Raw genomic sequence first — 21,985 nt, 5'->3', positions numbered from 1 at the left:
CTGAAGGCTGGACGGCGCCCAAGGGGGCATCAGCGCGTCGGCCCCTCCCGTCGTCGTCGGGATGGCGCGGTGGACGGGGGGCTGCGTCGAGCCGTGCGAGGTGTCGGGCGTAGGCCAGCTCGAGCGTCCAGATCACGCGTGCCCTGCTTTCCCACCGTCTGCGGCGCGGCGGAGCTGTTGAAGGTGCCCGGCCAGGGAGGTCAAGTCGTCGGGGCTGAGGTGTGCTCCGAGGGCTGTCTCGAGTGTGGAGGTGATGACCGCTTCGCCCGTGTCGAGCAGGGGCTGCGCCGCTGCGGTGAGGGTGATGACCGAGGAGCGCCGGTCGGCGGGGTTGGCGGTGCGGGTGCACAGTCCGGCGGCTTCGAGCCGGTCGACCAGCTTGCTGGTGCCACCGACGGTCAGGGACAGCTCGCGGGAGAGGTCCTGGACGCGGCTGGGTCCGAGCCGGCGCAGGACGAGCAGAGCCTCGAAGCGGCCGAGTGGCACGCCGGTCGCGGCACGAAGGGCGGTGTCGACCTGGTCCCACAGCTGCATCTCGAGGCGGGTGAGGTCGAAGAAGATGTCGTACAGCTTCACCGGTCGGCCCTCATGGCGGCGGTGACGCTCGCGGTCTCGGAGATGGTGGCGATGTTGGTCAGGGCGAAGTTGGTGGCGGCGTGCTGCCATTCGGCGCTGAGGCTGGAGGTGGCGTCCTGGACGAGGAGCACCTCGTAGCCGTGGTCGGCGGCATCGCGCACGGTGTGCTCGACGGCCATGTTGGTCCAGGCGCCCACCACCACGAGAGTGCGGACCCCGAGGTTGCGCAGCAGGGTGTCGATCTCGGTGCCGTTGAACACGCTCATCCGGGTGCGGTCCAGGGCGAGCTCCCCGGGCTGGGGGGCGAGTTCGTGGACGATCTCCGCGCCCCAGGTCCCGACCTTGAAGGAGTCGGGGGCGAGCATGCGGAAGATGGGGGCGTTGTCGCCGCTGAGGCCGCGCAGCGGGTGCACCACGATCCGGCTGTAGACGACGGGGACACCTGCTGCGCGTGCGGCTGCGGTCACGGCGGCGACGTTGGCCACCACCTGCTGGGAGGCGGCGTGCTCGGCGGCACCGGTGGAGGCGTAGGCGCCGTCGGGGTGAACGGCGTCGTTCTGCATGTCGATCACGAGCACGGCCGTGCGCGTGGAGTCGGTGGGTGTGGTGGTCATGAGACCAGATCTCCTAGCGAGAGGAACAGGGTGATACCCGGGGGAAGCATATTCCGTGGAAGATTGTTCCCTGGTACAGACCCTGACCGGAGGAGACCAGCTGTGACCGAGATGATGCGCGCCATCGTGCTCGACGGACCGGGCGGACCCGACGCCCTGCAGATCCGGGACGTCCCGCGACCCCCGGTGGAGCCGGGGCAGGTGCTCGTGCGGGTGGAGGCCTTCGGGCTCAACCGCTCAGAGCTGCACTTCCGCCAGGGGCTCGGCTCCTTCGGTTCCTTCCCCCGGGTTCCCGGCATCGAGGCCACCGGGGTCGTCGTCGACGCACCGGGTGGCGAGTTCGCACCCGGGACGCAGGTGGGTGCGCTGATGGGCGGGATGGGACGCACCATCGACGGCGGCTACGCCGAGTACGTCGCCGTCCCCGCCACCTCCGTCGTTGCCTTCACCAGCGACCTGGCCTGGGCGGTGCTCGGTGCGGTGCCGGAGATGCTGCAGACCGCCCACGGCTCCCTCACCACCGGTGTGGACGCCCAGCCTGGTGACACCCTCCTGATCCGCGGCGGTACCTCCTCGATCGGCCTGGCCCTGGCCGTCCTGGGCAAGCAGCGCGGCCTGACTGTGCTGTCCACCACTCGCAACCCCGGCCGGGCCGCGGTGCTCGAGGCTGCCGGCGTGGAACACGTCATCATCGACGACGGCGACATCGCTGCGAAGGTCCGCCAGATCGTGCCCGGGGGCGTCTCCGGTGCCGTGGAGCTGGTGGGCACCCCCACCCTGCGGGACACGCTGCGCGCGACGGCCGTGCACGGCACGGTCTGCTTCACCGGCATGCTCAGCAACCAGTGGACCGTCCCGGACTTCTACCCGATCGACTTCCTGCCCAACGGCGTCCGCCTGACCGCCTACTCCGGCGAGGCCAGCGACCTCCCCGCTGAGGTACTGCAGCACTTCCTCGACGCCGTCGCCTCCGGCGCAGCCACGTTGCCCATCGGGCGCGTCTACGCCTTCGACGACATCGTGCAGGCCCACACCGACATGGAGAACGGCGCCGTGGCAGGGAAGCTCGTCGTCACAACACGCTGAGACGGCCCGACACTGCCCTGACAGCGTGATGGGCCCGCTTGAGCGTGCGCTTCTGCTGGGAACTCCTGGTCGAACAAGGGTGACCCGGTCACACGCTTCGAGCAGCTCTTTGAACTGGACGTGTCGATCAGCTGCTGCCCCGCTCGAAAACCATCGTCTTCCGAGCAGCTCGGACTGGCGATCACAGGCCCGGCAGCCACCGCGTGAGGACGGCAAGTCGTTCGCGGGCGGTTGACGGGTCTCCCCACGACTCACCTCCCGGAAGCAGCTCCAGCCGCGGCCAGAGACTGGATATCGCCCGCGCCGCGTCGACCAGACCCGGGTCGGCGGTCCCCATGGCGCCGGCGATCTCGGCGACGACGTCCGAGCCCAGTTCGCCGTGCAGTAGAGCGAGATCGATGGCTGGGTCATCGATAGCCACCTCGCCCAGGTCGAGGATCCCTGTCAGCTCGCCGTCTGGACCGACCAGGAGGTCCTGTTGGCGGCACGACCTTCCAACCAGTCGACCATCGCGAGCACCCGGTCGCGCAGATCGGGATCGAGGTCCACGGTGGTCGCCGCGTGCCGAAACTCTGCTGTGGGGTCATCTCGCCGCACGCCGAGCGCAACAGCGTCGGCGACGTCAACGCCGTGGAGGCGATCGAGCAGTGTGGCGATCACCTTCACCATGGGCGAACCAGGTGTCACGTCCTGCGGGCGCAGGGGTGTGCCGACCACGCGGCGCTCCAGGATGGCGGTCGGCAGTCCGTCAACGTCTTCGAGCACGGCCGCGTCGGCCGGGAAGGGAACGTCTCGACGGCGGAACTCGGCGATCAGAGCGACCTCGTGACGACGACCCCCTCGCCAGGTCCACGGCTCGGGATAGGACCGCGACACCCGGAGCGCCCACCCGTCCCCGCTCGACCCCAACGCATAGGTCAACGTACTGGTGCCCGCGCCGATCAGTACCGGTGCTGACAGGCCGACGCACGGCTCCCGGCGGCGGGCGAGCGCTGTCGGCCGCTTCAGCTCACCAGGGGTCAGGGAGGTCCTGGTCACGCTGACGTCAGCGTGCTCGTCGTCCGTGATCGCACGTCAGTCGAGCCGCGGTGCCGTCGCCGGTCATGGCCGCCACCATAGGCGGCGGTGGGTGAGCTGATCCAGGGCTATCCTCGCGGTCAACCACGGCCGCCCGGGACCCAAGGACGGACCTGTTCGGCTGGCAGGCCAACGCCTCACCGGACCGGCTGACGACGCCGCTGATCAGGCGTGACGGGGAGCTGCTTGGAACTGGCTGGCACACCGCGATGAACGCGGGCTCGGTGCCCCTGCCCCACCGGCCGCTCTCAGAGGGTGTCGAGGAGGTCTGACCGTCGGAGCAGCCGGTGAGGGCGAGCGCCACGGTGGTGATGGTGGCACCCAACGCGATCCCATCTCGTCAACGGGTAGATGTGTGAGGGTCCGTCCGGGCACCGGCCAGCTCATGGCCTTCTCGGTGAAGGAGACCTGATGGATCTCGGTACCAGCGACAAGGTGGCCCCTGGTCACCGGTCGGGACTCCGGTGTCGGTTGGCACACCGCCGAGGTGCTGCTGGCCGAGGGGGCCACGGTGGTGCTGGGTGGATCGTGAGCAGGAGCCGCTGCAGCAGGCGGCCGGATGCCCCTGACGGCAGGCTGCATGTATTCGCCGCTGATGTCACCGGCACCGCTCCGTGACCGCCCTACGTGACCGGGTGCTGGGCGCGGTGGACGACATCGACATGTTCGTGTCCACAACACCACGACGGCGACCATCGCCGCGGGTCCGACGGCGGAGCCGAAACGGTGTGCTTGAGGCGCTTGGAGGCCCACCACACCACCGACGTCACGGCCCGGTCCAGCGCCCCCTTGCCGCGGGCTCATCAGACCGTGGTAGATGTCACGGATCCTGACCAGCATCACCAGCAGACCCAGCACGGCCAGCAGCAGCTCCACACCGGCGTTCCTCCCAGGTCGGCACCGATCCAACCGCACCGGCCCAGACCAGACCGGGTGGGACAGCATCGTTCGGCCGGGTACAGGGTCCCGACCGCTCCACACCGAGCCGGAGGCGACGACGTTGACCATCAACCTGGTGCTCACCCTCTTTGCGGGGACGACGCTGCTGCTGTCGGCGTTCTCGCGGCAGCTGCAACGGGTGAGCCTCCCTGGGCCGCTACTGGCGCTGGCTGCGGGCGTGCTGATCGGTCCGCACGCGCTGGACCTGCTGCGCATCGAGGACCTCGGCGTGCCCACCGGCACCCTGCTCGAGCAGGCGAGCCGGCTGACCCTGGCCGTCGGTCTGGCAGGGGTGGCGATGCGGCTGCCCCACGGGTACTGGCGGTCCAGCACCAGCTGGCTCGGTCTGATCATCGGGGTGGGCATGGTGGCGATGCTGGCGGTGGCCACCGGTGTGCTGTGGGCCCTGCTCGGCGTGCCGTTCCTGCTGGCGCTGCTGCTGGGGGCCATCGTCACCCCGACCGACCCGGTGGTCACCACACCGATCGTCACCGGGTCCCTGGCCGAGGACCGGATCCCGGACCAGGTCCGTCACGACCTGTCGGCCGAGAGCGGCATCAACGACGGTCTGGGCTACCTGTTCGTGCTGCTCCCTGTGCTGCTGCTCACCAAGCCCGACACCGCCTGGCACGAGCTGCTGACCACCGTGCTGGTGCGTGAGGTCCTCGGGGCGGCCCTGCTGGGCGTGGTGGCCGGCTACCTGCTGGGACGGCTGTTCGTGCTGGCTGAGGACAAGGGGCTGATGGAGGAGAGCTCCTACCTGGGCTTCCTGCTGCCGCTGGCGCTGTTCGTGCTGGGGGCGGCCAAGCTCGTCGGCACCGACGCGGTGCTGGCGGTGTTCGTCGCCGCGGCCGTGTTCGGCCAGGTGATCCCCCAACGGGATGAGGCGCAGGAGGACAAGGTCGAGGACGCGGTGAACCGGTTCTTCCTGCTGCCGATCTTCGTGCTGCTCGGGCTGGCGCTGCCGATCGGTTCCTGGCTCGAGCTGAGCTGGGTGGTGCCGCTGGCCCTGCTCGCGGCGGTGCTGCTGCGGCGTCTGGTCACCCTCTGGCTGCTCCGTCCCCTGCTGCGCCCGGTCCACGACCGCTCCGAGACCGCCTTCCTCAGCTGGTTCGGACCCATCGGGGTGTCGGCGCTCTTCTACGCGACGCTGGCCGAGCGGCTCACCGGCCACAGCGAGATCTTCGTCTGGACCACGCTGGCCGTGACGCTCTCGGTGCTGGTGCACGGCCTCTCGACGGCACCGGCCAGCGCGTGGCTCCAGCGTCGCCAGAGCACCCGCCACCCTCCCCGGGCCGACTGAACGGACCCGCTCGCCACCGCCTGGCGGTGATCGCCCCGGGGTGTCGTCGCGGTGGTGGAGGAGCTGCAGTGAGACAGCCAGCCACGCCTGGATCGTCGCATGGGGGAACCATCTGACGAGGCGCTGAAGACCCGCCAGCTCATCAGTCAGGCCACCGGCATCGTGATGGACGTTCTGTCGGCCAGCGAACGCCAGCGTGGTCGACATCGAGGCGATCGGGAGCGGCAGCCGGGTCTTCGACTACGCGACCCTGCTCGACCACCAGCGGATCGAGCCCGCCGCTCTGGAGCTGCTCGTCACCGCCGCCGCTGCCGTGGCGGGACCGGGCCTGCTGCGGGCCTGCTTCGACCTCGTCGCACTCGACCTCGTCGACTACTCGACGGTGGGCCCCGAGGACCACCGCGTCCTGCGCATCCGCGAGCTGACGACCCGCGCACAGCAGATCGACCACCTCACCTCGCCGTGAGCCGGGTCCCCGCGTCCACCGTCAGCGGGTCCAGTAGTCCTCGGCACGCCGCCCCGGCCGGAATCCGTGGTGTGCGGCGAGGGCGGTGGCCTCGGGGAAGTTCGCGGCCAGCCCGCTGGTCGCGTGGTCGTCGCTGCCGAAGCTGATCGCCCGTCCGCCCTCCTCGGCCCACCACTGGGGGATCCACGGCCGCACCGGACGTCCGGTGTTCAGCTCGAGGGCTCGCCCGGAGGACGCGATGGCGCGCAGGGCCTCGCGGAACCCGTCCTCGAACCGGCGGTGGTCGAAGGGGCCGTGCTCGTCGGTCGGCCAGTAGCGCGCGGCGTAGTCGATGTGGGTGAAGACGTCGAAGGTCCCGCCGTCGACCATCACCGGCACCTCCCGCAGGTAGGCCCAGACCACCTCGGCGGGGTCGGGCAGCAGCCGGAACAGGGTCACCGGCTCGCTGCGGTGCCCGGCGAAGGGCACCGTGTGCAGCGAGCCGTTGACGCGGTCGAGCTCCGACAGGTCGAGGAGGCCACCGGCGGCCTCGCCGTCGAGGTGCGGCTGGCCGAGCTCGACGCCGGTGAGGACGCGCAGCTCGGGGAACTCGTGGCGGCAGCGCTCGATGCTGTCGAGGTATCCCTCGACGTCGAGCGGTGGCGGCTGCATGAGGCCCTCGCGGATCAGGACCCGCTGGTGCCCTGCGAAGTCCTCAGGGGCAGCCCGCCAGCCGCTGAGGTCGAGGTGGTCGGTGAAGGCGAGCGCCGGCAGCCCGATCCGCACGGCACGGGCGCAGGTGCGTCGCATCGTCCCGGCGGCCGGCCCCGACGCCCCGCCGGTGTCCCAGGAGAACTCGCTGTGGACGTGCGTGTCAGCCGGGAGCGGGGTCACCCGCCCACCCTCGCACTAGTGCCGGTCGGGATAGGGGTCGTGCTTGGAGTCCCCGCCGCTGAGGGTCTCGTAGTAGCCGTTGCTGCAGCTGGGGCACGGTGGCAGGTTCTTGGTGGAGGTCACCTGCAGCCGGTAGCCGCACTGGTTGCACTTGTACGTGCCGGCGGAGGCGTCGCTGCCGGCGGGGACGGGATCAGCCATGCCCGGTGGGTACCCACGTCGGCGCGGCTCACCACCGGTCGGAAGAAGACGTCCGGTGGGCCCGGGCAGCGAGTCAGCCGGCCGCGGGTCGGCGCAGGGCGAGCAGGTCCATCGGGTCGGCGTCGTGCTCGGGCAGGCCCGCCACCAGGACCGGGAAGTGCGGATCGTCGCTGTGGCCCTCCAGCTCCACCCGGCGGACGCCCCTGGCCCCGAGCCGCAGCAGCGTGCGCGCCACCGCGGCCTCGAGGAACGCCACCCCGTCCTCCTGGTCCGGGGCCGCGGTCTCGCTGACCGCCAGGGTGCGACCCTCCCACTGCTGCGCTGAGACCAGGCAGAAGGCCAGCACCTCCTCGGGTGCCGCTTCCTCGACGACCACCGTGGAGGTGTCCGCGTCGAGCCCGGAGCGATAGCGCTCCCACGCGTCCACGAGATGGTGCGGACGGACCGGCCCGACCGGTGCGTGCGACCACTCGTCGTACTGCAGCCACGCCCGGCGGACGCCGGCCGGGTCGGCCTCTGCGAGGGTCAGGGCGGTGTGGCCGTCGGGCACGGGATGGGCGTCGATCCACTGCCGCCAGGGTGTGGTCGTGGGGTCCGCCCACGGCTCGGGGTGGTGGCGCACCAGCTCACAACCGAGCGCTTCTGCGAACAGCCGCCGCAACGGCTGTCTCGCCATCGCCCGCGCCTGCACCCGGTAGGGGCGCTCGAGCAGCTGGCAGGCCGCGCCGTACAGGCTCGTGCCGATCCCGGCCCGCCGGTGCGCGGGCGCGACCACCACCTCGCAGAGGTAGTTCTCCGTCACCGGGTCGAGCTGCATGCTCGCCAGCCCCACGACCTCCCCGGCGCGTTCGGCCACCACCGTCCGACGCCACCGCGGGCCGTCGCCGTCGGGCCGCAGCGGCGGCAACCCGTCGGACGAGGCCTGGTCGGCGGGACGCGCAGGTCGGATCACGACAGCTGAGGAATCAGTCGAAGAATGCACCGTCATGTCCCGGACATTGACAGGTCGATATCGACGAGATCAATAGCCCGCGGAAAGAAGTTCAAAATTCCGGACGAATCGCTGCCAGGGGAACTCGATATTCACACCCTATAACGCTCTCGGCCGCCCCGCCTCCGCTCGCGCAAGATATCTCAGAATTGATGACCGTTTTCCCGTGGCGGTGTTTCTCGCGATAGGATGTCGAAGAGCACCCGGGGCGGCGCAGCTGCCATCGACGGCGACGCAGAGGCGCTCAGTCCAGACGCACCCGGACGAACCGCAGCGGGTGCCGGCGTCGTCCGCCGGACTCGGCGGTGTCGGCGCGGACCTCGACCACGAGGACCGGGTCGGCGTGGGTGACGGTGACCGGGTCACCACCGAAGTGGGCGGCGCTGACCTGGTCCGGCCACGGGTGCGGCGCGCTGGGCGGGCTGAGCAACGGGCCGACCTCGGCGCTCTGCCGCGGTGCCAGCGGTGCGCGGCCCAGCACCCCCAGCTCGCCGTCCTCGCTCCAGCGACCCACGACCAGCGCCTCGGGCCGGTGCAGCGGTCCGACGACCGCGCCCACGACGCCCTGCAGGGTCTGGCGCTGCTTGACCTTCACCCAGCTGCCGGCGGCGCCGTAGCGGGCACCGGCCCGTTTGGCCACCACCCCCTCGATCCCCATCGGCGCGAGCGCCGCCATCCAGCCGGCCGCCTCGGCGCGGTCGTCGGTGCAGGGGGTGGCCTGGACCGGTGGACGCCAGCCGGCGCCCAGCACCTCCAGCCGGTCACGGCGGGTCGTCCAGGACTCCCCCGTCCGGTCGCTCCCCTGCTCGACCAGGACGTCGAACACGACCAGCGTGGCCGGCGACGACCGCGCCAGCGCGGCTGCCCGGCGCGGACCGGCCGCCATCCGCTCCTGCAGCGCGTCGAAGCTGAGCCGGCCGTCGCGGAGGACGACGATCTCGCCGTCGAGCTGGCTGCCGTCAGGCACCTGCTCGACCACGGCCGTCGCCAGCTCGGGGAACAGCCGGGTGAGGTCGGTACCGCGCCGCGACACCAGCCGGCCGATGCCACCGCGGCACTCGACCAGCGCGCGGTAGCCGTCGTACTTCGGCTCGAACACCCAGCCGGGCCCGGTCGGCAGCCGCTCGGCCGGCTGCGGCCTGGTCAGGCTCGGGCTCATCGGGTCGGTCCTCCGGCGCGGGTGGGACGCCCGGCTCAGCTGAGCAGCACCGCGAGCGAGGCCAGCGCGCCACCGAGCACGAACGCGATGACCCCCGCGCGCACCACCAGCGACTTGTTCTTGTCGGCGCGCTCGCGGTCGAGGCCGATCACCGGGCAGCCGGCCCACGCCAGGCCACCCAGCCCGAGCAGCTGCGCGCCCGCGCCGACCCAGAAGCCCACGGCCGCCAGGGTCGGCAGCCCCGCCGGCCGCCAGCCACCGGCGAGCAGCCCCGCGAGCCCGATCGCTGCGGCCAGCAGCGCCGCGGCGAACCACAGGGTGCCGCTGAAGCCGATCCGGGTGAGCTCGGCAGGGACGCTCTTCTGCGGAGGGAAGTCGGTCACCCTCCGGTGCTAGCCGCCCGCCGCGGACCCAAACCGCGGCGGGCGGCCGGGTTCACCAGGCGTAGTCCTCCGGGGCCGGCTTGTGGCCGGGGAAGAGCTCGTCGAGCCGCTCCAGGGTGGCCGCGTCGAGGCTGACGTCGACCGCTGCGAGCGCGCCGTCGAGCTGCTCCGGCGTGCGGGGGCCGATGATCGGCGCGGTGACCGCCGGCTGGTGGAGCAGCCAGGCCAGGGCCAGCACCGCCGGCTCCAGGCCGAGGTCGTCGGCCAGCTGCTCGTAGGCCTCGATCGCGGGCCGGTTCGCCTCCAGCGACTCCTTGGCCCGACCCTCCAGCCGGCGCTGGCCCTCGTTCTCCTTGCGGACCACACCACCCAGCAGACCGCCCTGCAGCGGCGACCACGGGATGACGCCGAGTCCGTGGTACTCCGCGGCCGGCAGCACCTCCAGCTCGACCTCGCGCTTGAGCAGGTTGTAGATCGACTGCTCGCTGACCAGCCCGTTGAACGAGCGCATCTCGGCCGCGGACTGGGCCTGGGCGATGTGCCACCCGGCGAAGTTCGAGCTGCCGACGTAGAGGATCTTGCCCTGCTGGACGGCGACCTCCATCGCCTGCCAGATCTCCTCCCACGGCGTGTCCCGGTCGACGTGGTGCATCTGGTAGAGGTCGATGTAGTCGGTCTGCAGCCGCTTCAGGCTGGCGTCCAGGGCCCGGCGGATGTTCAGCGCCGACAGCTTGCCCTGGTTGGGCCAGGGGCGGTCGGGGTCGGACATGTCGCCGTACACCTTGGTGGCCAGCACGGTGCGCTCACGGCGTCCGCCGCCCTGGGCGAACCACTCACCGATGATCTCCTCGGTGAGCCCGAGGCGGATCTGGCGGCCGTAGCCGTTGGCGGTGTCGAAGAAGTTGATCCCCACCTCGTGGGCGGAGTCCATGATCTGGTGAGCGGTCTGGGTGTCGGTGGCGGGCCCGAAGTTCATCGTCCCCAGGCAGAGACGGGAGACGGAGAGCCCGGTGCGTCCGAGATGGGTGTAGTCCATGGCCCCACTCTGCCCGGCGGTTCGCCGCCACCCTCGCCCGGGTCGAGGGGTTGACCGATGTCCGGTCAGCGGCGATAGCATCGCCGCGTGACGATGGGAACGACGACTGACGATGCTGCCCTGGTCGACGAGCGGGCGGCGCTGACGGCAGCAGCCTGCCTCTTCCGGGCCCTCGGCGACCCCGCGCGGCTGGCGATCCTGCGCCACCTGCTGCTCGGCGGGCACCGGGTGGTCGACCTCACCGCCCACCTCGGGCTGGCCCAGTCCACGGTGTCGGCGCACCTGGCCTGCCTGCGCGACTGCGGTCTGGTCAGCGCGCGCCCGCAGGGACGCGCCTCGGTGCACGAGCTCACCCAGCCCGAGCTGGTGCTGGAGACGCTGCGGGGCGCCGAGCAGCTGCTGGCCGCCACCGGGGACGCCGTGACGCTGTGCCCGGTCACCGGCGAGGACGCCCGGTGAGCGCCCCGGCGACGCCACGCCCCACCGGCTGGGTCGCCGACCCCGGGCTCCGCCACCGGCTCGGACGCCGCGCCCAGCTGCTGGCCGGCGCCTCGGTCGTCTACAACGTCGTCGAGGCCGTGGTCGCGATCAGCAGCGGGATGGTCGCCGGCTCGGTCGCCCTGGTGGCCTTCGGCCTGGACTCGACCGTCGAGGTGGCCAGCGGACTCATCATCCTCTGGTTGTTCCGGCACCGGCTGCCCGAGTCGCGGGAGCGGCTGGCGCTCCGGCTGCTGGGGGTGTCCTTCTTCGCCCTCGCGCTCTACGTCGGGGTGGAGTCGACCCGGACGCTCCTCACCGGCGCCGATCCCGATCCCTCCCCGGTGGGCATCGGCCTGGCGGTCGCCTCGCTGGTCGTGATGCCGCTGCTGTCCTGGGCGCAGCGCCGCACCGGCCGGGCGCTCGGGTCGAACGCGGTGGTCGCCGACGGCACCCAGACCCTGCTCTGCACCTACCTGTCCGCCGTGCTGCTGGTCGGGCTGCTGCTCAACGCCACCCTGGGCTGGTCCTGGGCGGACCCGGTCGCGGGGCTGGTGATCGCCGGAGTCGCGGTACGGGAGGGCTACCAGGCCTGGCGGGGCGAGGGCTGCTGCGGCTCCGTCGCGGGCCGCGACGACGAGGACGCCTGCGGCTGCGGCGACGGCTGCACCGCCGCCTGCTGCCGACCGGCCGGCACCGCACCCGACCGGGCCCGCTGATGGGCGCCGGGCACAGCCACGGCCACGCCAGCGGACGGCACCGCTGGCGGCTGGCGGTCGCCTTCGGCCTCGTCGCCGTCTTCTTCGTCGTCGAGCTCGTCGCCGGTCTGCTGTCGGGATCGCTGGCCCTGCTGTCCGACGCCGGGCACATGGCCGCCGACGTGGTCGCGCTCGGCGCGGCTCTGGTCGCCACCCGGGTGGCGACCCGACCCGACACCACGGGACGGCGCACCTTCGGCTCCTACCGGGCCGAGGTGTTCGCCTCCGGGCTGGCGGTGCTGCTCATGCTCGGCGTCGCGGCGTACGTGGTGGTGGAGGCGGTCGGCCGCTGGGGATCCGGGGTCGAGCCGCAGACCGGGGCGATGGTCGTCGTCGGCGGCCTCGGGCTGGTGGTCAACGTGGCCGCGCTGGTGCTGCTGCGCGGCGGGGCCCGGGAAAGCCTCAACGTCCGCGGCGCCTACCTGGAGGTGGTGGCCGACACCGCCGGCTCGGTCGGGGTGGTGCTGGCCGGCGTCCTGGTGGCCGCCACCGGGCAGCCGCTGTGGGACACCGGGGTGGCGCTGGCGATCGGCTCCTTCGTGGCCGTCCGGGCGGTGCTGCTGGGGCGCCAGGTGCTGGCGGTGCTGGGTCAGCACGCCCCCGAGGGTGTCGACCCCGAGCGGGTGGCGGCCGACCTGGAGGCGGTCGACGGCGTCCTGGAGGTGCACGACCTGCACCTGTGGACGCTCACCTCCGGCATGCACGTCGCCACCGCGCACCTCGTCACCGCCGAGGAGGAGGCGGTGCACCCGGTGCTGGACCGGGCCGGGGCGCTGCTGCGGGAGCGGCACGGGCTGGCCCACGCCACCCTGCAGGTGGAGCCGCGCACGCACCGCACCTGCGCCGAGATCGACTGGTAGCCGGTCAGCCCTCCAGCCCGGGCAGCAGGACGTCCTCCCGCAAGCGGTCACGCTCCGGCTTCGGCAGGAAGGACGCCTCCAGCGCGGTCAGCTGCAGCCGGCGGAGCCGGTCGAGGTCCCAGCCGAAGGCCTCGACGCACAGCGCCAGCTCGCGACTCAGGGTGGTGCGGCTCATCAGCCGGTTGTCGCAGCTGATCGTCACCGCGAAGCCGAGGTCGACCAGCCGGCCCACCGGGTGCTCGGCGATGCTGGCCGCGATCCCGGTCTGGAGGTTGGACGAGGGGCACACCTCCAGCGGCAGCTGCAGGTCGCGCACCAGCACGGCCAGGGTGCCCAACCCGCCGTCGGCGTCCACGTCCTCCAGGACCCGGACGCCGTGGCCGAGCCGGTGCGCCCCGGCCAGGTGGACCGCCTCCCACACCGACTCCGGTCCGGCGGCCTCGCCGGCGTGGACGGTCACCCGGGCGTTGGCGCTCTTGAGCAGCTCGAAGGCCTCGAGGTGGCGCGACGGCGGGAACCCGTCCTCGGCACCGGCGATGTCGTAGCCGGCGACCGAGTCGTCGCGGTACTCCACCGCCAGCCGGGCGATCTCGGCCGACCGGTCGGCGTGGCGCATCCCGGTGACGATCTGGCGGGCCACGATGGTCCGGCCCTGCGCCGCCGCCTCCGCCACACCCTCGGCCAGGCCGTCGCGGACGGCCTCGACCGCGTGCGCCGGCGTCAGCCCCTGCTGGCCGTGCTGCTCGGGCGCCCAGCGCGCCTCGGCGTAGACCACCCCGTCGGCGGCCTGGTCGAGCACCCACTCCCGGGCCACCCGCCGCAGCGCCGACGGCGTCTGCATCACCGCGATGGTGTGGTGGAAGGTCTGCAGGTAGCGCACCAGCGAGCCGGAGTCGGCGGCCTCGAAGAACCAGTCGGCCAGGGCGTCGGCGTCCCCGGCCGGCAGCGGGTGGCCCACCTCGGCGGCCAGCTCGAGCACGGTGGCCGGGCGCAGACCGCCGTCCAGGTGGTCGTGCAGAGCCACCTTGGGCAGGGCGCGGATCTGCTCGGGGGTGGGTGGGGTCAGCGGGTCAGCGGCGTTCGGCACGGCGGGCAGCCTAGTGCCGCCGACCGGTCAGGACTCCATCAGATGGCCGGTCCGCACCAGCTCCTCGGCGACATCGCGGAGCTTGACGTTGCGCTGCTGGCTCACCCGCGACAGCACCCGGAAGGCCACCGCCGCCTCGATCTGGAACCGCTCCATGAGGATGCCCTTGGCCTGCCCGATGAGGTCGCGGCTGGCGATCGCACGGCCGAGCTGGTCGACCCTCTGGGCGTTGGCGAAGGCCACCGCGGCATGGGTGGCGAACAGCAGCCCGATCTGCTCAGACTCGTCGTCGAAGGCGCGAGGACGGCGCGAGTAGAGGTTGAGGGCGCCGAGGTTGTCCCCCTCGACGTAGAGCTGGAAGGCCAGCATCCCCCTGGCGCCCAGCTCGAGCGCCCGGCGGCTGAACCGGGGCCACCGCTGCTCGGCAGCCATGTCGTCGACCCGGACGGTCTGCTGCTCGAAGGCCGCGTCCAGGCAGGGGCCCTCGCCCAGCTCGCTCTGCACGGCGTCGACCTGGTTGGGCAGCGCACTGGTGCCGTGGTAGCTGGAGACCTCGCGGCGCGCGAGCACCACGCTGATGGAGCCCTCGTCGGTGCCCGGGATCAGCGCCACCGCCGAGCGCACCAGCTCATCGAGCATGGTCTCGGTGTCGTCCTCGCTCTGCAGCTGCCGAGCCAGCGTCCCGAGGCTCTCGGCCAGCGCCTGGTCGGGGACGTCGCCGGCGCTCTCGGCCGACGGCTTCCCGCGCGGGCTGTCGTGGCTGTCGTCCCTCACCTCGGCTCCCTCGGTCGGCGATGGCCGCCGGAACGGCCCGTGGGCACGCTAGCAAGGGGCGGCCGCCGCCGCCCAGTCAGCGTGAACACGGCCGCGGGCCCACCCGCAGGTGCTTCAGCCGCCCCGGACCGCGTCGAGGTCGGTGACGTCGAAGGCGTCGGGCAGCACCTCGCGCATCGTGCGGATGCCGCGGGCGGTGTCGACCAGCAGGTCGGGGCCGCCGTTCTCCCACAGCAGCTGACGGCAGCGACCGCACGGCATCAGCACCTCGCCCCGGGCGTCCACGCAGCTGAAGGCGACCAGTCGTCCACCACCGCCGGCGTGCAGCGCGGAGACGACCCCGCACTCGGCGCACAGCGTCACCCCGTAGCCGGCGTTCTCGACGTTGCAACCGACCACCACCCGGCCGTCGTCGACCAGCGCGGCCGCCCCCACCGGGAACCGCGAGTACGGCACGTAGGCGTGCTCGGAGACGGCCCGGGCGGCCTCGCGCAGCGCGGCCCAGTCGACGTCGGCCGGCTCAGGGCTTGTCATAGGGCACCCCGTCCGCCGCCGGGGCCCGCACCTTACCGATCAACCCGGCCACCGCGATGATCGTCGCCACGTAGGGCAGCACCAGCAGGAACTGGCTCGGCATCGGGGTGTTGAGGGTCTGCAGCTGGGAGGCCATCTGGGTGACGAAACCGAAGAACAGCGCCATCAGGGTCGCCCAGACCGGGTGCCAGCGACCCATGATCAGCGCGGCCAGCGCGATGAAGCCGTTGCCGACCGTCATCTCCTTGGTGAACGACCCGGTGGCGGCGAGGGAGAAGAACGCGCCTCCCAGACCGCCGAAGACGCCGCCGACCAGCACCGCCGACCAGCGGATCCCGCGGACGCTGATGCCGACCGTGTCGGCGGCCTCGGGGTGCTCGCCGACCGCGCGGACCCGCAGCCCCCAGGAGGTGCGGAACAGCAGGAACCAGACCACCAGCACCGAGGCGATCGCCAGGTAGGCCAGGGCGTTCTGCTCGAACAGCACCGGCCCGAGCAGCGGGAGCGCCGACAGCCCCGGGATCGGGATCGGGGTGAGCAGTGGCGCGGCGTTGAGCTCGCCGGAGCTCGGCTGCACCAGCTGGTCGAAGACGAAGCCGGTGAGCCCGGCGGCGAGCAGGTTGAGCACCACCCCGAGCACCACCTGGTCGACCTTGTAGCGGATCGCGAACAGCGCCAGCAGGGCCGCCATCACCAGCCCGCCGACCACCGCGGCCAGCAGCGCCAGCGGGATCGAGTCGGTGATGCTGCCGACCACCGCGGAGGTGAAGGCGGCGGTGAGGAACTGGCCCTCGATGGAGACGTTGACGACGCCGGCCCGCTCGCACAGCACCCCGCACAGGGCACCCAGCACGAGCGGGGTGGCCAGGGTGAGGGTGCCGGAGAGCTGGTTGCTGACCGGGAACGGCAGGTCGCGGCCGGCGGCGGCCCAGGTGAGGAAGCCGAGCAGGAAGGCCACCCCGGCGACCGCCCCGGCCAGGGTGCGCACCCGGCTGCCCAGCCGGCCGACGAGGAAGCCGGCGCCAGCGAGCAGGCAGAGCAGGGCGCAGACCACGACGACCGGCACCCCGGGCAGCCCGAGGGTGGGCAGCTGCACCTCGTCGAAGGCGTTGGACAGCGCGAACCGGGCGACGTCGCCGGTGCTGGCGGTGAGCACCACCAGCACCACGCCGACGACCAGCACCAGCACGCCGACCGACAGCCGGTGCGTCCGGTCCTCCCTGGACTCCAGCCGGGTGGCGGCAGGACGCCCGGTCACGGCTTCGGGACGGGTGGTGGTCACGAGGACAGACCTCCGGTCGGGGTGGTGCCGGTGAGCGGCGCGCGGCGCGCCTTGAGGAAGGGCACCACGGTGGTGACCAGGGCGGGTGCGGCGACGAACAGCACGATCAGCGCCTGCAGCACGGTGGTGAGCTCGGCCGACGTCTGCGCCTGGGACTGCATGGCCAGCCCACCGGCGTGCAGCGCGCCGAACAGCAGCCCCGCCAGCACGGTGCCCAGAGGGCGGGACCGTCCGAGCAGTGCGACGGTGATGGCGTCGAAGCCGATGCTGCCGACCAGACCACCGCTGAGCGGGGTGGGCGTGCCCGAGACGTTGGGGCCCAGGGCGGCCTGCACCCCGGCCAGCCCGGCCAGCGCGCCGGCGATGAGCATCGCCAGCACGGTGCTGCTGGACACGCTCATCCCGGCGGTCCGGGCGGCGTGCGGGTTGAGCCCGACCGACTTGATGGTGAACCCGGCCACCGAGCGCTCCATCAGGAACCACACCAGCACCGCCGCGGCCAGCGCGAGGACGAAGCCCAGGTGCAGCCGACTGCCCTCCAGCCGCGGCATGGTGGCGTTCCAGTCGACCACCGGCGAGATCGGGTCGGCGCGCCCGGGCCGCTGGAAGGCGGTGGTGGTGAGGGCGAAGGCCAGCAGCCCGGTGGCGATGTAGTTGAGCATGATGGTGACGATCACCTCGTGCGCCCCGGCCCGGGCCTTGAGGACGCCGGCGATGCCGCCCCACACCGCGCCGGCCAGCATCCCGAAGGTCACCGCGACCAGCAGGTGCAGGCCCGGCGGCAGGTGCCAGGTGAAGCCCACCCAGGCACTGGCCATCGCGCCCACGACCGCCTGGCCCTGGGCGCCGATGTTGAACAGCCCGGCCCGGAAGGCCAGCCCCACGCCGAGGCCGGCGCAGATCAGCGGCGCCGCCTGGGCGGTGGTCTCGGTCAGCGGCACCCAGCCGCCGACCGAACCGGCGACCAGCGCGGCGTAGGCGGAGGACACCTTCTCCCACGACGCCCCCAGCGGCAGCTGCGGCGCGGTGAAGAGGTAGGCGTACTGCCCGATCACCTCCGGGTCGGAGACGACCATCAGCACGGCCCCCACGAGGAAGGCCAGCACGAAGGCCAGCGCCGTCACCAGCACGTCGCGCCAGGGCAGCCGGCGCAGCACCCGTCGGACCAGCTCAGGCACGACGCTCCCCCGTCCCAGGCCCCTGCAGATCGGCCACGTGCTCGGCCACCTCCGCCTCCAGCTTCTGCTCCTCCTCGGCCACGGTGGTGACCGAGGCCGACCGGACCGCCTCCTCGTGCGGGACGCCGGCCATCATCAGCCCGAGCACCTCCCGGGAGGTGTCGGCGTCGACGACCCCGACCACCCGGCCGCGGTACATCACCGCGATCCGGTCGGCCAGCGCGGACACCTCGTCCAGTTCGGTGGAGACGATGAGCACCGCGGTGCCCTTGTCGCGCTCCTCGACGATCCGCTGGTGCAGGAACTCGATGGCGCCGACGTCCACCCCACGGGTGGGCTGGGAGGCGATCAGCAGCGACAGCGGGCGCGACAGCTCACGGGCCAGCACCACCTTCTGCTGGTTGCCGCCCGAGAGCGAGGCCACCGGAGTCTCCACCGACTGGGTGCGGACGTCGAACTGCTCGGTCAGCGTCTCGGCGTGGGAGCGGATGTCGCCCAGCCGCAGCAGACCGCGGTCGGCGAAGGCGTCCACGTGGTTGAGCACCAGGTTCTCCGCGACCGTGAAGGAGCCGACGAAGCCGTCGTACTTGCGGTCCTCGGGGACGAAGCCCATCCCGGCCCGCAGCCGGCGCCGCGGCGTCGCCCGGCTGAGGTCGGTGCCGTCCAGGCGGATGCGGCCGCGGCTGGCGGGCACCACTCCGAGCAACGCCTCGGCCAGCTCGCTCTGCCCGTTGCCCTGCACCCCGGCCACGCAGAGGATCTCCCCGCCGGCCACCTGCAGGTCGACGTCGTCGACGACCACCACGCCGTCGGGGCTGGTCACGGTGAGGTGCTCGACCTCCAGCCGGGCCCCGGCCACCTGCGCCGGCGTCTTGTCGACCTTCAGCGAGACCGCCCGGCCGACCATCATCTCGGCCAGCTCGGACTCCGAGGCCGACGGCGCCGCCTCACCGACCACGCGGCCGCGACGGATCACGGTGATCCGGTCGGCGATGGCGCGGACCTCGCGCAGCTTGTGGGTGATGAAGACGATGGCGCGGCCCTCGTCGCGCAGCGCGCGCATCACCTCGATCAGCTCGTCGGTCTCCTGCGGGGTGAGCACCGCGGTCGGCTCGTCGAAGACGAGGAAGCGCGCGTCGTTGCTCAGCGCCTTGAGGATCTCCACCCGCTGCTGGACGCCGATCGGCAGGTCCTCCACACGGGCGTCGGGATCGACCTCGAGCCGGTAGCGCTCCGACATCTCCCGGACCAGCTGGCGGGCCGCGCGCAGGTCGAGCACGCCGCCGCGTCCGGGCTCGCGGCCGAGGACGATGTTCTCGGCGACGCTGAACACGTCGACCAGCATGAAGTGCTGGTGCACCATGCCGATGCCGGCGTCGATGGCCTGGCGGGGGTTGGCGAAGCGGACCGGGGCGCCGTCCAGCAGGATCTCCCCGCCGTCGGGCTGCAGCAGCCCGTACAGCTGGTTCATCAGGGTGGACTTGCCGGCCCCGTTCTCACCCAGCAGGCAGTGGATCTCACCGGGGCGCAGGTCGAGGCTGACGGCGTCGTTGGCGACCAGGGAGCCGAACACCTTGGTGATCCGGTCCAGCCGCAGGACGCCCGCGCCGGCGTCCGTGCCGGCCACGTCCCCACCGGGCGGGGAGGCGCTGCTCGAGGTCACCTTCGGGATCCTTCCACACGGGTCCGGCAGCGCGACGCCCCGAGCCCGGTGCAGGGCTCGGGGCGGCGGCGGGTGCTCACTTGGGCTGGGCGGCGGACTCGATCTGGATGGTGCCGGAGGTGATGTCGGTGCGCAGCTGCTCCAGCTCGGCCTTCAGCTCGGCCGGCACGTCGTCCTCGAACTCGTTGAACGGGGCCAGCCCGGTGCCGTCGTTCTCCAGGGTGCCGACGTAGGGCTCGTTGGAGAACTCGTCGTTGTAGGAGGCCCGGATGGCGTCGGCCACCGCGAGGTCCATCGCCTTGTAGACGCTGGAGATCAGCTGCGGGCAGTACTGCTCGGCCGAGACGCAGCCGTCGGTGTCGACCCAGATGGCGTTGACGTTGCCGCCGCTGGACTGGGCCGCCTGCAGCGCACCCTCACCGGCCGGGCCGGCGACCGGGAAGAGGATGTCGGCGCCCTGGCTGACCAGGGTGTCGGCGGTCTGCTTGCCACCGGCGATGTTCTGGAACGGGTCGTCACCGGGGACGAACTGGCCGTCCTGGTTCTCCGAGCTCCAGCCGATCACCTGGACGTCGGTGCCCTTGGTCTCGTTGTGGTGGGCCACGCCCTGGGCGAAGCCGTCCATGAAGATCGTCACGGTCGGGATCTGCAGCCCGCCGAAGGTGCCGACGGTGCCGGTCTTGGTCATGCCCGCGGCCAGGTAGCCGGCGAGGAAGCTCGACTCGGCGGTGTTGAACAGCAGCGGCTTGAGGTTCTCCAGGTCGGCGCTGCCCTCGGGGTTGGAGTCGACGATGGCGAAGTCGATGTCGGGGTTGGCCTCGGCCGCAGCGGTGGTCGCGTCGTCGAGCAGGAAGCCGACGGTGACGATGATGTTGCAGCCGTCGGCGACCATCGCCTCCACGTTGGGGGCGAAGTCGGCGTTGGTCGAGGACTGCACCTCGTTGCTCTCGATGCCGAGCTCGGCCACGGCATCGGTCAGGCCCTTGTAGGAGGTCTGGTTGAACGACTTGTCGTCGAAGCCGCCGGAGTCCGACACCATGCAGGCCTTGAACGCCGCGGCGCCGTCACCGCTGCCGCCGGCGCTCTCGCTGGTGCTGGGCTGCGGGGCCTGGGGGGCCGGCGGCTCGGCGCAGCCGGCCAGGGCGAGCAGGGCGGCGGTCGCCAGCGTGGCGACGGCGGGGAGCTTCTTCACGACGAGGGCCTTTCGACAGGAGGATCCACGCCCGCAGGGGGTGGGGTGAGACGATCGTGCGGCCGCCTCGGGCGGGCGCTGGAACTGTAGAACGGCAGCCCGCCCCGCGTCTGCCTCGATCCGGCCCTCCGGCCGGAGTGGTATCGACTTGTAATACGCCGGGTGCGGGGAGACCGGCCGGGCGGTCAGGACAGCCGGGCGGCGCCCACCGCGGCGACCCGGCTGAGCACCTGGACGCCGACCGCGATGCAGCCCTCGTCGACGTCGAAGTACGGCCGGTGGATGTCGGGCCAGTCGGTCTCACCCGGGCTGCGCACGCCGAGCCGGGCCATCGCGCCCGGCACCCGCTGCAGCATCCAGGAGAAGTCCTCCCCGCCGAGCGACTGCTCGGTGCGGGTGACCGAGCCGCGGCCCAGCTGGCTCTGCGCGGCGTCGATCAGCCGGTCCACCCCGGCCGGGTGGTTGACCGTCGGCGGCAGCCCCTCGTCGAAGTCCACCTCGATCGCCACGTCGAACGGCGCGACCAGGTGCTCCAGCACCTCCGGCAGCAGGGTGCGGGCCCGCTCCCAGCCCTCCACGGTCAGCGTCCGCATGGTGCCGGCCACCACCCCGTGCCGCGGGATCGCGTTCTCGGCGGTGCCGGCCTGGACGTGGCCCCAGATCAGCGAGGTGCCGCTGCGCGGGTCGAGCCGGCGCGACAGCACCAGCGGGGCCTGGGTGATCACGGTGCCCAGCGCGGCCACCACGTCGCTGGTCGTGTGCGGGCGGGAGGTGTGCCCGCCCGGGCCGCTGAGCGAGACCCGGATGCGGTCGGCTGCGGAGGTGATCGGGCCCTTCTTCAGCGCCACCTGCCCGACGTCGGTGCGCGGGTCGCAGTGCAGCGCGTACACCTCGTCCAGCCCCTCCAGCGCGCCCTCGGCGATGACCTCGGTGGCCCCGCCCGGGCTGACCTCCTCGGCCGGCTGGAAGATCAGCCGGACGGTGTTGCGCAGCAGTCCGCGGTCGCGCAGCCGGGCCAGCACCAGACCGGCGCCGAGCACGATCGTGGTGTGCACGTCGTGGCCGCAGGCGTGGGCCACCCCGGCCTGGGTGGAGGCGTAGGCGACGTCCTTGGTGTCGTTGATCGGCAGCGCGTCGATGTCGGCCCGCAGCCCCACCCGGGCCGGACGTCGCTCGCCGTCGAGCACCGGCACCGGCTCGCGCGGGACGATCTCGCAGACCAGACCGGTGCCCATCTTCAGCGGCTGGGGGTGGAGGCCGGCGCGGGTCAGCCGCTGCACCAGCCGGGAGGTGGTGCGGCGCTCGTTGAAGCCGACCTCGGGGTGGGCGTGCAGGTCGCGCCGGAAGCTGACCAGCTCGTCGTCGAGCCCGAGGGTGGCTTCGCGGATGACTTCCTGGACCTGGTTGTACACGAGGTGCGGGCTTCCTGAGGACGACGTCGGGACCTCTCGCAGTGTGCCAGAACCCGTGCCCCCG

24 protein-coding genes are annotated in these 21,985 nt (G+C 72.4%); 6 read left to right on the top strand and 18 right to left on the bottom strand.

All coding sequences use genetic code 11. The features are described 5' to 3' along the window. Positions 1 to 132 precede the first annotated feature (132 nt). Together DT076_RS13500 and DT076_RS13495 are read right to left on the bottom strand one after the other, a co-directional pair. Positions 133 to 576: a MarR family winged helix-turn-helix transcriptional regulator gene (locus tag DT076_RS13500; RefSeq protein WP_158548137.1), complete on the bottom strand. Its 444-nt coding sequence runs from the start codon at positions 574 to 576 to the stop codon at positions 133 to 135. Beyond that, a complete protein-coding gene (locus DT076_RS13495; protein WP_114127213.1) occupies positions 573 to 1,190 on the bottom strand; it encodes an isochorismatase family cysteine hydrolase in 618 nt (205 codons plus the stop codon). Before DT076_RS13495 ends, DT076_RS13500 begins: the two co-directional genes overlap by 4 nt. A 111-nt stretch (positions 1,191 to 1,301) precedes the next feature. On the opposite strand from DT076_RS13495, the gene DT076_RS20035 reads away from it, so the two are divergent. Continuing rightward, complete coding sequence (locus DT076_RS20035) at positions 1,302 to 2,276, top strand: zinc-binding alcohol dehydrogenase family protein (protein WP_233493967.1); 975 nt, start codon at positions 1,302 to 1,304, stop codon at positions 2,274 to 2,276. Positions 2,277 to 2,457: 181 nt separating this feature from the next. Here DT076_RS20035 and DT076_RS13485 read toward each other — a convergent pair whose 3' ends face one another. Next, positions 2,458 to 2,697 (bottom strand): hypothetical protein, encoded by a 240-nt coding sequence (locus DT076_RS13485; protein WP_114127211.1) that lies wholly within the window; start codon positions 2,695 to 2,697, stop codon positions 2,458 to 2,460. A 23-nt stretch (positions 2,698 to 2,720) separates the two neighbouring features. Further along, entirely contained in the window at positions 2,721 to 3,314 is a 594-nt protein-coding gene (locus DT076_RS13480) for a phosphotransferase family protein (protein WP_158548136.1), read from the bottom strand. A 1,039-nt stretch (positions 3,315 to 4,353) separates the two neighbouring features. Between DT076_RS13480 and DT076_RS13475 the strand changes: the two genes are divergently transcribed. Both DT076_RS13475 and DT076_RS13470 read left to right on the top strand, forming a co-directional pair. Beyond that, entirely contained in the window at positions 4,354 to 5,595 is a 1,242-nt protein-coding gene (locus tag DT076_RS13475; protein WP_114127209.1) for a cation:proton antiporter domain-containing protein, read from the top strand. A gap of 196 nt (positions 5,596 to 5,791) precedes the next feature. After that, a complete protein-coding gene (locus DT076_RS13470) occupies positions 5,792 to 6,061 on the top strand; it encodes a hypothetical protein (RefSeq protein WP_114127208.1) in 270 nt (89 codons plus the stop codon). Positions 6,062 to 6,082: 21 nt separating this feature from the next. Here DT076_RS13470 and DT076_RS13465 read toward each other — a convergent pair whose 3' ends face one another. The 6 genes from DT076_RS13465 to DT076_RS13440 form a co-directional block, all read right to left on the bottom strand. Then, entirely contained in the window at positions 6,083 to 6,934 is an 852-nt protein-coding gene (locus DT076_RS13465; RefSeq protein WP_114127207.1) for a PHP domain-containing protein, read from the bottom strand. Between the two features lie 15 nt (positions 6,935 to 6,949). After that, the gene (locus DT076_RS13460) at positions 6,950 to 7,135 is read right to left on the bottom strand and encodes a zinc ribbon-containing protein (protein ID WP_114127206.1); all 186 of its coding nucleotides are present in this window, start codon (positions 7,133 to 7,135) and stop codon (positions 6,950 to 6,952) included. Positions 7,136 to 7,208: 73 nt separating this feature from the next. After that, the gene (locus DT076_RS13455; protein ID WP_158548135.1) at positions 7,209 to 8,087 is read right to left on the bottom strand and encodes a GNAT family N-acetyltransferase; all 879 of its coding nucleotides are present in this window, start codon (positions 8,085 to 8,087) and stop codon (positions 7,209 to 7,211) included. 283 nt (positions 8,088 to 8,370) lie between these two features. Beyond that, positions 8,371 to 9,285 carry an ATP-dependent DNA ligase gene (locus tag DT076_RS13450; protein WP_114127204.1) on the bottom strand — a complete coding sequence of 305 codons (915 nt, stop codon included), beginning with the start codon at positions 9,283 to 9,285 and terminating at the stop codon, positions 8,371 to 8,373. 35 nt (positions 9,286 to 9,320) lie between these two features. Next, positions 9,321 to 9,668, bottom strand: coding sequence for a hypothetical protein (locus tag DT076_RS13445; RefSeq protein WP_114127203.1), 348 nt, complete (start codon positions 9,666 to 9,668; stop codon positions 9,321 to 9,323). A 52-nt stretch (positions 9,669 to 9,720) separates the two neighbouring features. Continuing rightward, positions 9,721 to 10,704 carry an aldo/keto reductase gene (locus DT076_RS13440; protein ID WP_114127202.1) on the bottom strand — a complete coding sequence of 328 codons (984 nt, stop codon included), beginning with the start codon at positions 10,702 to 10,704 and terminating at the stop codon, positions 9,721 to 9,723. A 93-nt stretch (positions 10,705 to 10,797) separates the two neighbouring features. Here DT076_RS13440 and DT076_RS13435 point away from each other — a divergent pair, with 93 nt between their 5' ends. The 3 genes from DT076_RS13435 to DT076_RS13425 are packed head-to-tail and all read left to right on the top strand — an operon-like array spanning position 10,798 to position 12,799. Beyond that, entirely contained in the window at positions 10,798 to 11,163 is a 366-nt protein-coding gene (locus tag DT076_RS13435; RefSeq protein ID WP_114127201.1) for an ArsR/SmtB family transcription factor, read from the top strand. Continuing rightward, positions 11,160 to 11,900, top strand: coding sequence for a cation diffusion facilitator family transporter (locus tag DT076_RS13430; RefSeq protein WP_114127200.1), 741 nt, complete (start codon positions 11,160 to 11,162; stop codon positions 11,898 to 11,900). Before DT076_RS13435 ends, DT076_RS13430 begins: the two co-directional genes overlap by 4 nt. Beyond that, on the top strand, positions 11,900 to 12,799 hold the full coding sequence (locus DT076_RS13425) for a cation diffusion facilitator family transporter (RefSeq protein ID WP_114127199.1): 900 nt from the start codon (positions 11,900 to 11,902) through the stop codon (positions 12,797 to 12,799). Before DT076_RS13430 ends, DT076_RS13425 begins: the two co-directional genes overlap by 1 nt. Before the next feature lie 4 nt (positions 12,800 to 12,803). On the opposite strand, the gene DT076_RS13420 is transcribed toward DT076_RS13425, so the two are convergent. The 8 genes from DT076_RS13420 to DT076_RS13385 all read right to left on the bottom strand — a co-directional run bounded on the left by DT076_RS13420 (position 12,804) and on the right by DT076_RS13385 (position 21,921). Beyond that, complete coding sequence (locus tag DT076_RS13420) at positions 12,804 to 13,886, bottom strand: adenosine deaminase (RefSeq protein WP_233493957.1); 1,083 nt, start codon at positions 13,884 to 13,886, stop codon at positions 12,804 to 12,806. A 27-nt stretch (positions 13,887 to 13,913) separates the two neighbouring features. After that, positions 13,914 to 14,660, bottom strand: a complete 747-nt coding sequence (locus tag DT076_RS13415) for a GAF and ANTAR domain-containing protein (protein ID WP_199539181.1) — start codon at positions 14,658 to 14,660, stop codon at positions 13,914 to 13,916. Between the two features lie 114 nt (positions 14,661 to 14,774). Next, positions 14,775 to 15,194, bottom strand: a complete 420-nt coding sequence (locus DT076_RS13410) for a cytidine deaminase (RefSeq protein WP_114127198.1) — start codon at positions 15,192 to 15,194, stop codon at positions 14,775 to 14,777. Beyond that, positions 15,181 to 16,476, bottom strand: a complete 1,296-nt coding sequence (locus tag DT076_RS13405) for an ABC transporter permease (RefSeq protein WP_114127197.1) — start codon at positions 16,474 to 16,476, stop codon at positions 15,181 to 15,183. Before DT076_RS13405 ends, DT076_RS13410 begins: the two co-directional genes overlap by 14 nt. Continuing rightward, positions 16,473 to 17,654, bottom strand: coding sequence for an ABC transporter permease (locus DT076_RS13400; protein WP_233493956.1), 1,182 nt, complete (start codon positions 17,652 to 17,654; stop codon positions 16,473 to 16,475). The genes DT076_RS13405 and DT076_RS13400 overlap by 4 nt, the downstream gene beginning before the upstream one ends. Then, positions 17,647 to 19,317 (bottom strand): ABC transporter ATP-binding protein, encoded by a 1,671-nt coding sequence (locus DT076_RS13395; RefSeq protein WP_199539180.1) that lies wholly within the window; start codon positions 19,315 to 19,317, stop codon positions 17,647 to 17,649. Before DT076_RS13395 ends, DT076_RS13400 begins: the two co-directional genes overlap by 8 nt. A gap of 76 nt (positions 19,318 to 19,393) precedes the next feature. After that, positions 19,394 to 20,509 carry a BMP family lipoprotein gene (locus tag DT076_RS13390; protein ID WP_199539179.1) on the bottom strand — a complete coding sequence of 372 codons (1,116 nt, stop codon included), beginning with the start codon at positions 20,507 to 20,509 and terminating at the stop codon, positions 19,394 to 19,396. Positions 20,510 to 20,694: 185 nt separating this feature from the next. Further along, a complete protein-coding gene (locus tag DT076_RS13385; RefSeq protein ID WP_114127196.1) occupies positions 20,695 to 21,921 on the bottom strand; it encodes an amidohydrolase in 1,227 nt (408 codons plus the stop codon). Positions 21,922 to 21,985: the final 64 nt, after the last annotated feature.

Origin of the sequence: Desertihabitans brevis (assembly GCF_003327535.1) — a bacterium.
Taxonomy (GTDB): domain Bacteria; phylum Actinomycetota; class Actinomycetes; order Propionibacteriales; family Propionibacteriaceae; genus Desertihabitans; species Desertihabitans brevis.
This window is presented reverse-complemented; position numbering and strand designations above follow the sequence as displayed.